This window comes from Novisyntrophococcus fermenticellae (genome assembly GCF_018866245.1).
GTDB classification, from domain to species: domain Bacteria; phylum Bacillota; class Clostridia; order Lachnospirales; family Lachnospiraceae; genus Novisyntrophococcus; species Novisyntrophococcus fermenticellae.
On sequence record NZ_CP076458.1, the window covers coordinates 93,480 to 108,972 of the forward strand.

Consider the following 15,493-nt stretch of genomic DNA (forward strand, 5'->3'; position numbering starts at 1 on the left):
GCGGAATTTTATAACAGATACCAGCGTTTCTCATGATACGTCTACTTCTTTCAACACCTGTGAATTTGTAATGCTCAGCTTTTATGCATGCTTCAAATTTGACAAAGTGACAACTTGAGTATATAATTAGGTTGTTACTTTGCAATGAAAAATAAAAGAGGTGTAAATTTTTTATGATAAGATTTCAAGAAATAACCAAGAACTTTAAGAACAAAAAAGTACTAAAGGGTATTTCATTTGAGGTAAAAAAGGGCCAGCTGGCAGCACTGATCGGGGAAAGCGGATGTGGAAAAACAACGACACTAAAGATGATTAACCGCCTTATAAACCCTACCAGTGGACAGATTCTGATTAACGGAACTGATATTAAAGACCAGGATATGATCAGGCTCAGAAGACAGATGGGATATGTAATTCAGCAAACAGGATTGTTTCCGCATATGACAATTAAGGAAAATATTGAAATTATCCCAAAGGTAGAAGGTATTGATAAAGCTGCAATGGAGAAAAGAACCTGTGAACTGATGGATATGGTGGGATTGCCGGCTTCGGAATATCTGAATCGTTATCCTACAGAACTAAGCGGTGGACAGCAGCAAAGGATTGGGGTGGCAAGGGCCTTTGCCATGGACCCTGAGATTATACTGATGGATGAGCCCTTTTCGGCGCTTGATCCGATTACCAGATCAAACCTACAGGATGAATTGCTTGCCTGGCAGAGCCAGTTTAAGAAAACGATTGTATTTGTTACACATGATATGGATGAAGCTATAAGAATAGCAGATATGATTTGTATTATGAAAGATGGAGAGATTCTCCAATATGATACACCGGAAAATATTTTGAAAAATCCTGTCAATGATTTTGTATCGGATTTCGTAGGACATAATCGAATCTGGACTTCTCCGGAATACATCCGGGCAAAGGACATTATGATCTCAATGCCCATTACCTGCCCTCCGAATCTTTCACTTCTGCGCTGCCTTGAAAAGATGCGTACATCAAAGGTGGACAGTCTGATGGTGATTCGTCCAAAGACAAATGAACTGCTGGGGATTATTCGGGCGAAGGATATCCGGAATGCGGCGGACCGCTCAATTGAAGTTTCGAATCTTATGGCAGCTGACTTTCTAAGCGTAGGACCGGAGGATAATATTGTAGATGTGTTGAAAATGGTAGATGAAAATAACGTGTCCAATATTCCTGTAGTAGATTCCGATAAGACGCTTCTGGGCCTTATTACAAAAAGCAGCCTGGTAATGACACTTAGCAGACAGTTTTTAGATAATGAGGAGGTGAATATATAATGAAGTCCATTGCTGATTTTTTTAATTATATAATAGCCCAAAAAGAACAGATTTTGACTCTCACCATGGCACATATACGGCTGACTGTAATTGCTGTAGGTCTTGCAATCCTGATTGGAGTACCTCTCGGAATATTAATCAGTTATATAAAAAAGTTAAATAAACCGGTATTAGGAGTTGCCAATGTGATACAGGCTATTCCAAGTATGGCGCTATTGGGATTTGCCATTCCAATTTTAGGAATCGGAACGCTTCCGGCCATTGTAATGGTCGTGCTGTATTCCCTGCTTCCCATTATTAAAAACACATATATTGGCATCAGTAACATCAATCCTCAAATGCTGGAAGCGGCAAAAGGAATTGGACTTACGAAAATGCAGCGGCTTTTTAAAATACAAATACCTCTGGCACTGCCGGTCATTATGGCGGGAATCAGAGTTTCATCTGTAACTGCTGTTGGACTCATGACTATGGCAGCGTTTATAGGTGCGGATGGTTTGGGCTTCCTGGTATTTTCGGGAATTCGTACTGTAAATAATAACCAAATCCTGGCAGGTGCGATTCCGGCATGCCTCCTGGCCCTGCTGGTGGATTTTCTGCTCGGCAAGCTGGAGGAACTGGTAACGCCGGTCAGCCTGATGAAAAGCACCTCAACAGAAAAACTGAAAAAGAACAGAAGAACTGATAAAATCATAATTTCTCTTGCGGCGCTGGGAATTATACTTCTTGTATCGATGAACTTGTTCAGGCAAGACAACAGTGATTCCAGGCGGATTCGAATTGGAACAAAGGACTATACGGAACAGCATATTTTAGGACATATGTTTGCAGATTTAATTGAGGCCAAAACAGATATAAAAGTTGAACGAAAAATTAATCTGGGCGGTACGCAGGTCTGCTTTAACGCTCTTAAGAATGATGACATTGACTTATATATTGATTATAGCGGGACAGCCTATGGGGACACCCTGGGATATCCGCCTAATCCGGATATGGAGAGTGTGTATCAGACGGTGAAGGAAGATTTTAAAGAAAAGTATGATATAGATGTTCTTAAGCAGATGGGATTTAATAATACTTATGTGCTGGCAGTAAGAGAAGATACTGCCGAAAAGTATTCACTGAAAACCATCAGTGATCTGGCCCGGGTGGGAGATCAGCTTACGGCAGGAACCACCCTGGAATTTCTGAACCGTATGGACGGTCTTCCCGGATTAACAGAGAAATATAATCTGTCTTTTCAAGATACCACAGGACTTGACGGTTCAGCCAGATACCAGGCTTTGATGAATGATAATACACAGGTGGTAGATGCTTTTGCTACCGATGGCTTACTTAAAAAATTCCAACTTGTTACGTTGGAGGATGATAAGAAGTTCTTTCCACCATATTATGCAATTCCTTTGATAAACAGTGAAATTGCAGACTCCTGCCCTGAAATTATTCCGGTAATAGAAGAACTTGGAGACTGTTTATCTGATCCGGTTATGGCGGAGCTTAACTATAAGGTGGATGAACTGCAGATGGAGCCTAAGGATGTTGCGCATGAATTTTTAGAAGAACACGGTTTTGTATAAAAACTTGCTGCTTAAGATATTATTTATATTGACATCTTGCGTACAATAAGGTATGATAAAAACAGTAACAGATACTATTATTAACGAAAAGAGAGGTGCTCTGATATGACAAAATATGAATGTGAACCGTGTGGATACATCTATGACCCGGAGGTAGGAGATCCTGATGGAGGAATTGAACCCGGAACAGCTTTTGAAGATATTCCGGATGATTGGGTATGCCCTCTTTGCGGTGCAAGCAAGGATATGTTTATTGTTGTTGAAGATTAAGCAGTCAGAATATGGTACAAAATTACAGCATTGCATGGAACGCTCGTGCAATGCTGTACTGGTTTTTACAGACAGAACTGTAACAATGAAGAGGTAGAAGTATATGAAAACTATGGAACTGAGAAAAAATTTTTACTGGGCCGGAATTGTAGATAAAGATCTGAAGGTATTTGATATCATCATGTATACCGAATTTGGTACGACTTATAATTCTTATATCATGAAGGCGGGAGATAAGACGATACTGTTTGATACTGCAAAAGAACCTTTTTTTGATGAATATCTGGACAAGTTAAAGGAAGAAATTGATGTTACGGATATTGATTATCTTATTGTAAGCCATACCGAACCGGACCATGCCGGGTCTATCGGCAGGCTTCTGGACTTAAATCCGCAGCTCAAGGTTGTTGCAACCGGATGCGCAATTGGTTTTTTGAAACAGATTACGAACAGAGAATTCTTCAGCATTCCAGTCAAGGATAACCAGGAGATGAAGATTGGGAATAAAACCCTCAGATTTATGGTGGTGCCAAATCTTCACTGGCCGGATACAATGTATATCTATATTGAAGAGGAACAGATTCTGGTAACCTGCGATTCCTTTGGCGCTCATTATGCATTTGATGATGTTCTGGTCAGCAAGGTCACGGATCAGGAAGGCTATATGAGAGCCCTTAAGTACTATTATGACTGCATTATCGGTCCATTCAAGCCGTATATGCTGAAAGCCCTTGACCGTATTGAAGATTTGGATATCTCTATGATTTGTACCGGGCATGGACCGGTTCTGGATGATAAGATTGATTTCATCCGCAACATCTACAGGGAGTGGAGTACCGTAGTGAATCCGAATCCTGCAAAGACAGTCATTATACCTTATGTAAGTGCTTATGGCTATACAGGTCTGCTGGCGGACAAGATTGCACAGGGAATCCGGGACAGCGGAGAGATAGATGTCCGTGTCTATGATATGGTTACGGCATCACAGGAACAGGTGCTGGATGAACTGGGCTTTGCCGATGGCATATTATTCGGTACACCAACGATTGTGGGGGATGCGTTGAAACCCATATGGGATCTTACCACCGCATTGTCCGCAGTAACGCATGGCGGTAAGCTGGCCAGTGCGTTCGGAAGTTATGGATGGAGCGGAGAGGGTGTGCCCCATATTGTGGAACGACTGAAGCAGCTTCGTATGAGGGTTCTGGATCCTTTTCGGGTTCATTTCAGACCCAGCGAGGTGGAACAGACAGACGCCTATGAATATGGATATAATTTTGGCTGCGTTCTCCAGGAGAAAGAAAATCCAAAGACAGCACAAGGACCCGCAAAACTGGTTAAATGTATGGTATGTGGTGAAATCTTTGATTCATCCCTGGAGGTCTGTCCTGTCTGCGGTGTAGGCAGGGAAAACTTTGTTCCGGTGGAAGTCAGTGAAACCGGCTATCAGAAAGACAGTAATAATTTTTACGTTATACTCGGAAATGGAGCAGCCGGAATCAGTGCGGCAAAGGAAATCCGAAAGAGAGATAAGACCGGTTCCATCGTGATGGTATCTGAGGAGGATTGCTCCACATATAACCGCCCTATGCTGACAAAGGCTTTAATGGCGGATATTAATGCCAGCCAGATTGCAGTAGAGGATGAGCAGTGGTATGAGGAGAATCAAATCTATCAGCTTTTGGGAAGAAGAGTTGAGAACATTGACACAGAGAAGAAAGAAGTTTTGTTGTCTGACCAGACACGTCTGCAATATACCAGATTGATTTACGCATTAGGATCCGAATCATTTATTCCGCCCATTCCGGGTTGTGAGAAGGAGGAAGTTATCGGTATCCGGAGAGTGACAGATACCCGGAAAATTGCCTCTATGCTGGAGCGCGTTACAGAGGTTGTGGTAATCGGTGGCGGTGTTTTGGGATTAGAGGCCGCATGGGAACTGAAAAAGGCTGGGTGTAGGGTTACTGTTCTGGAACTGGCTCCACAACTGATGGGACGTCAGCTGGATGATGAGGCGGGAGAGATGCTGAAAAGCATCAGTGAAAATCTGGGAATCCAGATTCATACCGGTGTCAGTATCCATTCAATCGAAGGAGAAGAACAAGTGACCGGTGTAAGGCTGAAGGACGGAACCACATATCCGGCACAGCTTGTAATTATATCCTGTGGGGTCAGACCAAACGTGGAGCTTGCCGTGAAAGCCGGAATTCAGGTAGATCGCTCTGTTATTGTGGATGAGCATATGGAGACCAACATTCCCGGCATCTATGCTGCAGGTGATTGTGCCCAATATCATGGGATGAACTATGGTATCTGGCCTCAGGCATTGGAAGAAGGAAAGGTTGCCGGCGCCTGTGCAGCCGGTGACAAGGATATCAGCTATGTGCCGGAGACTCCTTCCTTAAGCTTCCATGGTATGAATACAGCGCTGTTTTCGATTGGAGATAATGGTAAAAATCCTGATCTGATATATAAGACATTGGAGATAAAGGATTGGGGGAAGAAGCAGTATGAGAAATACTATTTTCTTAACAACCGCTTATCCGGTGTAATTCTGTTAGGAAATACCTCCAGGCTTTCAACGATGACGGAAGCAGTAAATCAGCAGATGACTTTTCAGGAGATGTTCGTAAATGTGAAATAACAAGGTAAAACCCCACCTGTGCAGGCGGGGTTTTACAGTATCTATGCCATATATTCATTCAGGAAAGCATTTTTTCCTTTAAGATGGAAAAGGGCATGGGGCCAAGTTCCAGTATTTTTTGATGAAATTTTTTCAGGTTGAAATTATCGCCTTCGGCTTTCCTGCTGGCTTCCCGGATATCCAGAAAATTCAGATAGCCATAGTAGTATTTCAGATAATTTGCCGGCGTCTCGAGAATATACTGGTAGACCCTTGACACAGTGTCATCATCGGCAATCCCGAAATTATTTAAGAATTCGGCTGTTTTTTCCATTGTCCAGCCATGATAGTGAATTCCCACATCCATGATGGAGTAAAGGCATAAATTCATAGAGCGGTTCAGCCAAAGAAGGCGGTTGCGCTGAGGATCACCATCTGCATAGTTATAGGCGTAGGATTCAATATAGGTTGCCCAGCCTTCAATATATCCCCCTGGTGAATACAGGTGGCGGATCAGGGGAGGATTGGTTTCCGAGAAGTAATTGGTCTGATACAGGTGTCCGGGAAATCCTTCGTGAGCCAAAGTTGTATATAACTCAGTACCGCCCATTCCGGTATGAGGGTTGATGTAGATGGCATTAGGACTGTTGGTATCCACAGGAGGAGTCAGATAAAAGGCCGGGCTTAAGAATTCCTGCAAATCCTCATGTACGTATTTTATTTCATAGGATGTTTCGGGAAGGATCGGAAAATCCTTTGCCATGCAAGTTTTCAGATCTTCCAGAATTTCCGTGGGTTCGGCTGTTTCCTGTGCGGATACATCTTCTTTTGCAATGAGCAGAGAAGGGTCATCTCTTATAAGCTGCTGCATCTCTTTTGAATCGGAAACCAGCTGAGTTAAAAGACGGTGTTCAAGCACAGCTACAGAATCATCTGTACCGACCTGTGTTTTAAGCAAATAGATATAATAGGATTTTCCATTCGGGTAATAGACCAGGCCTTTATCGTTCTTTCCGCTTCCTCTTAAAGCATCCAGGCCATCGATTAACTGCTGGTATGCCGGAATCACTACATTAACAATTAATTTATTATGTAGAGTTTTGCAGGAATCACGCTCTTTTTTACTTAAAATGCTCATTTCCTCCAGCTTCTCATTAAAGACTGGAATCAGATAGTTTTCTTCCGGATTTTCTATAAATGAATTGCATTGTGCAATCACTCCGTCGACAGCCTTATCATTCATAAACAGGCCGCGGCTTGCCTTTTCCTGTTCCAGCTGTAAAATGTTCTGAAAATAATCAGGAAGTGTCTTCAGAAGTTTCAGATAATCTAAAACATCCTGCTTTGTACGAAAGGTGTATTCAGCCAGCAGAACAGGAAGCTGTGCCTGAACTCCCAGAGAGGGACTTAAAGGTTCCTGCAGATACCATGCGTCCGGACATTCCAGTTCGGCATTGCAGTTTTCCTCCAAAATGGAGAGAGTTAGCTGATTTTTCTTTGATAGCCGTTTTTTATGAAAGGATGATAAAAGAGCGGCGTGGTTTTCCAGCGCTGCCTGGTACCTGGTATTATCCCCACTGAAAACAGAACCAAAAGTAATCGGGTAGTCAGAGATATTGCAGGAATCTGGTTCTGCCAAGGTATAATGGAGATTAATTGTAGATGAGCAGACCTCGGTACGAAACAGATTCTCGGTGAACTTTTCGAATCTCTTATTCTCAGAATAGAATCCCGGAATAACAAGGACAGCCAGCAGTATCAGCATTAAAAGTGGAATCAGAAGAAATGAGGTAAGGCGTTTTTTGCGAGGGAAAGGGTTCTTCATAGAACAATGATGTGCAGCATATTCATCTGAACATGCTTCTCCTTTCAAGTAACTCTTTAAAATAGTTTATGTGGAATCAGGATTGGAAAGTACGGGTATTTATGTTAAAATATCTGAAAGGAGGCCAACAAGATGAAACGCTATGTTTTTGTGATTGGGTTGCTTACCGTACTGGCTTTTGCCGGCTGCAAAGATAAGAAGGAAGAAATACCTATAGCTGTAAATTCGTCATCCCAGCTGGATGACGAGGATCCCTCGGATGAATTGGATGAACAGCTCCCCGGGGAGGATGTACCGGATTACGATATCGATCTTCCCGATAAGTTGTCCTCATTTACCATCGCAATCTGGGGCGAGACTTATAAAATTCCTATGACATATGAGGAATTTACAGCACTTGGCTGGGTTTATAAGGGGGATGCGACTACAAAGCTTGGGGCAGAGTCTTATGTGGAGAATGAGAAGTTTGAACAGGAGGGCAACATTCTTTATGCGGATCTGATGAATCCCAATACGGAGAACAGCCAGATTTCTCAGTGCTACATTGCCGGTATCCATGTGGATGCAGCAGCTGCTGAAGGGCAAGGAATCTATATAAATCTGCCGGGGAAGATTGTGTTTCAGAAGTCTACGGAGGAAGAGGTTACTGCAGCTTATGGTTCCCCGATTGACAGGTACGAGGAGGGGAAATCCATTCTTCTGACCTATGAATATGGCATGAATAGTCAGGTGAAATTCAGTTTTGATGAAGAAACGAAAGCCATGATGGGAATTGACATCCGCAACTTCCGCAATCCGGAAGGTGAGGAGGAGCTGGAGAATGTAAGCGATGCCGTAACTCCGGAAGTGGAGGCATATCATCCTCCGGAATTTGAAGGAGTACTTCTGCAGGATTTTGTTATCAGATATGATGGAGCATACTACCGGCTGCCTGCTCCGGTATCCGCCTTTTTGGATAACGGCTGGGAATTGGACAAAGATGGATCTGATGAAGCGGTCAAGTCTGGAAAATATGGGTATGCAACGCTTTTAAAGAATGAACAGAAGATATATGCCGTAGTATATAACTATGGCACGGATGCCACCACAATTAAGAATTGCTTTGTGACAACCCTGTATGGGGATTTGGATACTACAAAGATCCAGATAACGGTTGCAGGGGGCATCACACTTGGGATGGGGGAAGAGGAGTTTCTTCAAAAGGCAGCAGAACAGCCCTATGAAAAAACGGAGGATGTGGATAATGGATACGATATCTACACATTCTATGTAAGCGAGGGAAAACTCGATTACACACAGATTACAGTTGATCAGGTACTGCATATTGTCCGGCAGATTAAAGTTGTCCATAACAAGGATGCAGTACAATAAAGAAGGAAGTGATACTATGGAAAAAATTTATGATGTAATCATCATCGGATCAGGTCCGGCCGGATTAAGTGCCGCGATTTATGCACAGCGGGCCAAACTCTCTACAATCATAATTGAAGCGAATTATATCAGCGGAGGCCAGGTAGTTAATACCTACGAGGTAGACAATTATCCCGGACTTCCGGGCATCAGTGGTATGGATTTAAGCACTACGCTCAGAGACCATGCTGAAAAGATGGGAAGTGAGTTCGTACGGGATCAGGTATTAAAGCTGGAGCTGGATGGTAAGGTTAAAAAGGTTGTAACGAAAGATGAGGAATATAAATCCAGGACAATATTGCTGGCTACCGGAGCAAAACACAGGCAGCTTGGTGTGCCGGGTGAACAGAAACTGGCAGGAAGCGGTGTATCCTATTGTGCGACCTGTGACGGAGCATTTTTTAAAGATAAGACCGTCGCAGTAATTGGAGGCGGTGATGTAGCATTGGAGGACGCTATTTTCCTGGCCAGAATATGCAAGAAGGTATATCTGATCCATAGAAGAGATGAATTTCGTGCTGCGAAGATCATTCAGGACAATCTGTTTGCCCAGGAAAATGTGGAGGTACTTTGGAACAGTGTTGTAACTGAAATTAAGGGAGATTTTCAAGTAAAAAGTCTGACTGTCCGGGATGTAAAGTCCAAAGAAGAGAAGGAACTGGAAGCAGATGGATGCTTTATTGCTGTGGGGATTATCCCTAATAGTGAGCTGGCACAGGGACAGTTGGAGCTGGATGCGGGAGGCTATGTTGTAGCCGGAGAGGATGGAGCTTCAAGCATTCCGGGTGTCTTTGCGGCGGGGGATGTGAGGACCAAATTGTTGCGTCAGATTATAACGGCGGCGTCAGATGGAGCGAATTGCATTACATCTATACAAAATTATCTCATTACCGCATAGATAAATTATCTGAATTGTTTTTAATTGTTTGCGATTAGACATAGTGCACAATATATGGAGGAAGCTGTCGAAAAACAGGCTTCCTCCATATATTGTAAGCATATAGTTATACACATCATAAAAGTCGGGAAAGTAGCTGAAAATCGAGTTATACACTAAGTTATCCACATTATGCACCGGAAATGTTGATAACTTAGTGATTTACATAAGAATTTTAAAGAACGAGTGTTTTGTAGAGAACTTATAAATCGTAAGAAATTTAAAAAAACCCGGTGAAAACACTTGACTTTTGAGTAGTCAAAATATAGAATCTTCTGCTAAAAAATAACCGACAATAGTCAGACAAAATAAACAATTTTAGAATTACTATTCTACTGCTTCATTCTTTTAATTACTTTCAGCCTGGTAAACTCTTCACGTTCCTTTTCTTCCAGAGCATCTGAAATATCTTTGGTCAATGCAACATAGTGAGGAATCGTAATATTCTTCAGCGCATTGGCGCGCTTCTGCGTCTTTTTGATAGCAACAGCCAGCCGGTAGGCAGAATTTTCTACCATAGACAGGCGGATGGTCAGATCTTTGACCTTTTGGAATGCGCTGCGAGCCTTATCCAGGGACTCTCTGGTGGTATAGAAAGCATACGTAGGACTTTGTCTGGAAGGCTCGGATTCAACCAAAGGAATTTCCACGCCCATGATACTGCGGGTCTTTATACGGATTGAATCCTCGACAGGAACCGTATATGAGATGGACTGTACATAGTTAATACCGCTTTCTATATTTGCAATTTGAAGGGCTGCATATGCCTCACTAAAGGTCGTATCAATCTGAGACTGGATTTCCTTTGCCTGATCAATCAGGTCCATCATTTCCCGAATCAGGATATTACGTTTCTTATCCATCAAATCATAACCCATGCGGGCAAGCGATAAAGAATTCTTTGCCAGTATCAGATTCCCTTTTGTGGGAAATGTATTCGGATCCATGTAATCCCTCCCTTCCTGATTATATCTTATCCGCTTCAGCTTTTGCCTGAGCGGTCAGATTAACTTCCGTAGGCTGATAATACTGCTCCAGAATCTTAGTGTCAATACGGTCAAGTTCATCCTTTGGCAGGATACCAAGCAGATGCCATCCGATATTCAGGGTTTGCTCAATAGTCCTGTTTTCGTCGGTCCCCTGTCCTATAAACTCATGTTCAAAGGCATTTCCAAAAATCAGATACTGCTTATCCAGGGGCGAAAGCTCGTCTTCACCAATAACAGAAGCAAGGGCCCTGGCATCTCCCACCTTTGCATAACAGGAAAACAACTGATTTGCAACATCCTGATGGTCAGCCCTGGTGTAACCGTCTCCGATGCCGTCCTTCATCAGTCGTGATAAAGACGGCAGTACATTAATCGGGGGATAAACAGACTGTCCATGAAGCTGACGGTCGAGTACAATCTGCCCTTCCGTGATATATCCGGTAAGGTCGGGAATCGGATGCGTGATATCGTCATTGGGCATAGTCAGAATTGGTATCTGCGTAACAGAACCCTTGCCATTTTTTACAATGCCGGCACGCTCATACAGAGTTGCCAATTCGGAGTAAAGATATCCCGGATAACCCTTACGGGACGGGATCTCGCCCTTAGAGGAGGATACTTCGCGCATGGCCTCGCAATATGAGGTAATATCGGTCAGTATAACCAGGATGTGCATCCCCTTTTCAAAGGCGAGATATTCAGCAGCAGTAAGTGCCAGCTTTGGTGTAATAAGACGTTCCACCACAGGGTCATTTGCAAGGTTCAGGAACATGACCACATGTTCTGATACACCGCTTTCCTCAAAGGTACGGCGGAAAAATTCAGCCACATCATATTTGACACCCATAGCAGCAAACACAATTGCAAATTTTTCGTCGGTGTCATCTCCCAGAGAGGCCTGCTGTACAATCTGGGCAGCCAGATTATCATGGGGCAAACCATTTCCAGAAAAAATCGGAAGCTTTTGTCCACGAATCAGAGTGGTAAGTCCGTCAATGGCGGAAATACCTGTGCGAATATAATTTCTCGGGTATTTACGGGTAACAGGATTCAGAGGAAGACCATTGATGTCTGCTCTGTAATCTGAGGTAATGAGACCCAGTCCGTCAATCGGCTTTCCGATACCATCAAAGGTTCTGCCTAAGATGTCTTCGGACAAGGCCATTTCCATGGGATGTCCCGTCAGACGAGTGTGGGTATTCTTCAGGGACATATTCTCTGTTCCTTCGAAAACCTGAATAACTGCCTTATCCTCATAGACGGCCTCTATACGTCCCAGTTTCTTTTGATTGCCTTCTACGGTAAATTCTACAATTTCCTGAAAAAAGGCATCTTTCACACCTTCCAGGACCACGAGGGGCCCATTGATTTCACTTAATCCAAGATATTCAATTGCCATAAAGCGTATCCCCTCCTTATCCATTCCTCTTTAATACGTTGTCATAGAATTCATCAATTGCCCTTCGATAATCATCAAACATCTCCAGTTTATCGTTGGGCACATCATATTTAATAGCAATTACCTTTTCGAATATATTGTCTTCTTTCAGTACTGACATCGGCATACCCATGGTAACCAGTACTTTGGACTTTTTATATAAGTAAAGGATGATTTCCATCATCTTAAACTGTTTATTCATTGGTACGCTGGTATCTTCCTTATGAAAAGCATTCTGCTGCAGAAATCCTAAGCGGATAACCCTCGCAATCTCAAGAATCAGCTTCTGATCATCGGGAAGCACATCACTTCCGATCAGCTTTACGATCTCCATCAGAGAACTTTCACTGTTCAAGAGGCCCATTAGCTGGTTCCGCATGTCTATGAAGTTTTTGTTTACATGATCCTTATACCAGGGTGCCAGATCTCCCAGATACTCGGAATAACTGGTCAACCAGTGAATGGCCGGAAAATGCCGTGCATAGGCCAGAGATTTATCCAGTCCCCAGAAACAACGCACGAAACGTTTGGTATTCATCGTTACAGGCTCGGAAAAGTCACCGCCTTGCGGAGATACGGCTCCGATGATGGAAACACTGCCCTCGGAACCATTCAGGTTTTGCATCATGCCGGCACGTTCATAAAAAGCGGACAGACGTGATGCCAGGTAAGCCGGAAATCCTTCCTCGGCGGGCATTTCCTCCAGGCGCCCGGATAACTCGCGAAGAGCTTCAGCCCAACGGGAGGTTGAATCAGCCATGATTGCCACATCGTATCCCATATCTCTATAGTATTCGGCAAGTGTAAGTCCTGTATAAATGGAAGCTTCACGAGCCGCCACCGGCATATTGGAAGTATTGGCAATCAGAGCAGTACGATCCATCAAAGGATTGCCTGTCTTGGGGTCTACCAGTTCTGAAAACTCTTCCAGAACCTGAGTCATCTCGTTGCCTCGCTCACCGCATCCGATATAGATAATAATGTCCGCATTGGACCATTTGGCAATCTGGTGCTGTGTCATAGTTTTACCGGTTCCAAATCCACCGGGAACAGCCGCTGTCCCCCCTTTGGCAATGGGGAACATTGTATCCAGAATCCGCTGCCCTGTGATCAGCGGCTCTGTGGCAGGATAACGTTTCAGTGTCGGGCGCGGCACACGAATCGGCCACTTTTGACATAAGGTAAGTTCTTTTTCTGAACCATCATCCAACTTTAACTTCAGAATTGTATCCTGGATGGTATACCTGCCATCTGCAGCCACCCAGGTCACTGTTCCGTGTATGTCCGGTGGTACCATGGATTTGTGTACAATGGTTTTTGTTTCCTGTGTTTTTGCAATGACCATCCCACCCAGCAGTTCCTGCCCTTCTTTGACAGTCATCCGGACATCCCATAATTTCTTTGTATCCAGGGAGTCTACATTGACACCGCGGGTGATATACTTGCCGGACGCCTTTGCAATTTCACTTAAAGGCCGTTCAATACCATCAAAAATATTATTCAGGACACCGGGTCCGAGAGTTACCGATATGGCATCATCTGTCGCAGTTACAACTCCACCCGGTTTTAATCCGGTTGTTTCTTCAAATACCTGAATTGTAGTGGTATCCCTTGTCAGTCCGATGACCTCTCCCACGAGGTTTTCCTCACCTACATATACCATCTCAGACATTTTAAAGCCTGTATTTCCTTTCAGGTAGATAACAGGACCGTTGATACCATGGATAATTCCTGTTTTATTCATGTGCAGCACCTCCATGGAAAATAAATGCTTCCTTTTCTTCATTCAACAAAGTGAGAAGAGAATTATCAATTAATATATGCTTTTCCGGAATGACTGCACGGATACCACCCTTAAAGTCCTCTTTGGAAATGATCAGAGTAGTTTTACTGCTGCGCTCCAGCTGTTCTTTTAAATGCGCATCTGAGGGGTTGATATAAATCTCCATGGAATCATCCCCCGCAAAGGCCAGGGTTTCCGTTATTTTTCGTTCCAAATAGGCCTCATATTCGGGTGTTTTCATAAAGACACTAATTTTTTCGTCCACTTCTGCAAACAATTTATTTTTCAGTTCCATATTTTTCTTCGTAAGAGAGCGTTTGATATGAAGCTGCTCTGTGGAAAGCTTTTTATTCAGGTTTCTTTTCAGCTTCTCCTTTTCGGCCTTGAGTTCAGCCTCAGCCTGACGTTCTGCCGTCTCTTTGTGTTCAGTAAAGATTTTTTCCAGAGCTGCTTCATGTTCTTCAATCATAGCTCTGGCTTCGGCCTGGGCAGAATCTATGGAACTATTATAGAAATTTTGTAATTTTTCTTCAATTGTCAAATCTCTCACCTGCCTTATAGTTTAAGTCCAATTGCTTCATTTACATAGGAAGTGATAAAATCGGGTTTACGTCCGGTACCGTGACGATCTGGGATTTCGATGATCAGCGGAAGCTTGTGATTCAATTTAACATCATCAATAATATCCGGAAATGCCTTTCCAAACTTTTCAGTTAGCAGGATAATGCCAATTTCTTTGTCAGCCAGGGTGGTTTCCAGGGTCTTTCGCAATTCTTCCCGTCCGTGTACCACGACGCCCTCAACACCGGCTAAACGCATGCCGGTCTGGGTATCGATATTGTCACTGATTAAATACATTTTCATAATTGCACCAGCCTTCCTTGCACAGTCTGTGCAAGCTTACAGCTTACCAAGTATCATGAAGGAGATGATCAGACCATATAAGGCAATACCTTCGGCCATAGCTACGAAAATCATGGATTTACCAAATAAAGAGCCGTCTTCACTGATGGCACCCAAAGCAGCACTCGCAGAGCTGGCAACGGCGATGCCGGAGCCGATGCCGGATAATCCGGTAACAAGGGCGGCGCCCAGGTAGCCGAGTCCGGTAGCCAGGCCGGCTCCGTCGGCAGCAGCATGTACGCTTACGGTACCGGCCATATTTACAATAGTACCTACAACCAGCACACCAAAGAAGGCAAGTGCATTAATAGAAATTGTCTTTCTATACCTTGCTTTACTTCTTTCCCCAAGGAAAAAAACTGCTGTAGGAATAACGATAGTTAACACAAGCGCTAAAGCGGTAATAATTTGAATCATAGATGTCATAATAG

13 protein-coding genes are annotated in these 15,493 nt (G+C 43.5%); 6 read left to right on the forward strand and 7 right to left on the reverse strand.

Translation table 11 applies throughout. The features are described 5' to 3' along the window. Window positions 1-173 precede the first annotated feature (173 nt). The 4 genes from KNL20_RS00455 to KNL20_RS00470 all read left to right on the forward strand — a co-directional run bounded on the left by KNL20_RS00455 (window position 174) and on the right by KNL20_RS00470 (window position 5,798). The gene (locus tag KNL20_RS00455; protein ID WP_230398738.1) at window positions 174-1,307 is read left to right on the forward strand and encodes an ABC transporter ATP-binding protein; all 1,134 of its coding nucleotides are present in this window, start codon (window positions 174-176) and stop codon (window positions 1,305-1,307) included. Then, the gene (locus KNL20_RS00460; protein ID WP_331468243.1) at window positions 1,307-2,884 is read left to right on the forward strand and encodes an ABC transporter permease/substrate-binding protein; all 1,578 of its coding nucleotides are present in this window, start codon (window positions 1,307-1,309) and stop codon (window positions 2,882-2,884) included. The genes KNL20_RS00455 and KNL20_RS00460 overlap by 1 nt, the downstream gene beginning before the upstream one ends. A gap of 105 nt (window positions 2,885-2,989) precedes the next feature. Beyond that, window positions 2,990-3,154, forward strand: coding sequence for a rubredoxin (rd, locus tag KNL20_RS00465; RefSeq protein WP_230398739.1), 165 nt, complete (start codon window positions 2,990-2,992; stop codon window positions 3,152-3,154). A 103-nt stretch (window positions 3,155-3,257) separates the two neighbouring features. Further along, entirely contained in the window at window positions 3,258-5,798 is a 2,541-nt protein-coding gene (locus tag KNL20_RS00470; protein WP_230398740.1) for an FAD-dependent oxidoreductase, read from the forward strand. Between the two features lie 58 nt (window positions 5,799-5,856). On the opposite strand, the gene KNL20_RS00475 is transcribed toward KNL20_RS00470, so the two are convergent. Further along, complete coding sequence (locus KNL20_RS00475) at window positions 5,857-7,650, reverse strand: DUF885 domain-containing protein (protein ID WP_230398741.1); 1,794 nt, start codon at window positions 7,648-7,650, stop codon at window positions 5,857-5,859. An 84-nt stretch (window positions 7,651-7,734) separates the two neighbouring features. Here KNL20_RS00475 and KNL20_RS00480 point away from each other — a divergent pair, with 84 nt between their 5' ends. Both KNL20_RS00480 and trxB read left to right on the forward strand, forming a co-directional pair. Further along, window positions 7,735-8,973, forward strand: coding sequence for a hypothetical protein (locus KNL20_RS00480; protein ID WP_230398742.1), 1,239 nt, complete (start codon window positions 7,735-7,737; stop codon window positions 8,971-8,973). Between the two features lie 16 nt (window positions 8,974-8,989). Beyond that, a complete protein-coding gene (gene trxB, locus KNL20_RS00485; protein ID WP_230398743.1) occupies window positions 8,990-9,910 on the forward strand; it encodes a thioredoxin-disulfide reductase in 921 nt (306 codons plus the stop codon). 371 nt (window positions 9,911-10,281) lie between these two features. On the opposite strand, the gene KNL20_RS00490 is transcribed toward trxB, so the two are convergent. The 6 genes from KNL20_RS00490 to KNL20_RS00515 are packed head-to-tail and all read right to left on the reverse strand — an operon-like array spanning window position 10,282 to window position 15,488. Next, window positions 10,282-10,896, reverse strand: a complete 615-nt coding sequence (locus tag KNL20_RS00490) for a V-type ATP synthase subunit D (protein WP_230398744.1) — start codon at window positions 10,894-10,896, stop codon at window positions 10,282-10,284. 19 nt (window positions 10,897-10,915) lie between these two features. After that, entirely contained in the window at window positions 10,916-12,337 is a 1,422-nt protein-coding gene (locus KNL20_RS00495; protein WP_230398745.1) for a V-type ATP synthase subunit B, read from the reverse strand. 16 nt (window positions 12,338-12,353) lie between these two features. Then, a complete protein-coding gene (locus KNL20_RS00500) occupies window positions 12,354-14,120 on the reverse strand; it encodes a V-type ATP synthase subunit A (RefSeq protein WP_230398746.1) in 1,767 nt (588 codons plus the stop codon). Beyond that, complete coding sequence (locus tag KNL20_RS00505; RefSeq protein ID WP_230398747.1) at window positions 14,113-14,700, reverse strand: V-type ATP synthase subunit E; 588 nt, start codon at window positions 14,698-14,700, stop codon at window positions 14,113-14,115. The genes KNL20_RS00500 and KNL20_RS00505 overlap by 8 nt, the downstream gene beginning before the upstream one ends. Window positions 14,701-14,714: 14 nt before the next feature. Then, window positions 14,715-15,023 carry a V-type ATP synthase subunit F gene (locus KNL20_RS00510; RefSeq protein WP_230398748.1) on the reverse strand — a complete coding sequence of 103 codons (309 nt, stop codon included), beginning with the start codon at window positions 15,021-15,023 and terminating at the stop codon, window positions 14,715-14,717. A gap of 36 nt (window positions 15,024-15,059) precedes the next feature. Beyond that, entirely contained in the window at window positions 15,060-15,488 is a 429-nt protein-coding gene (locus KNL20_RS00515; RefSeq protein WP_230398749.1) for an ATP synthase subunit C, read from the reverse strand. Window positions 15,489-15,493: the final 5 nt, after the last annotated feature.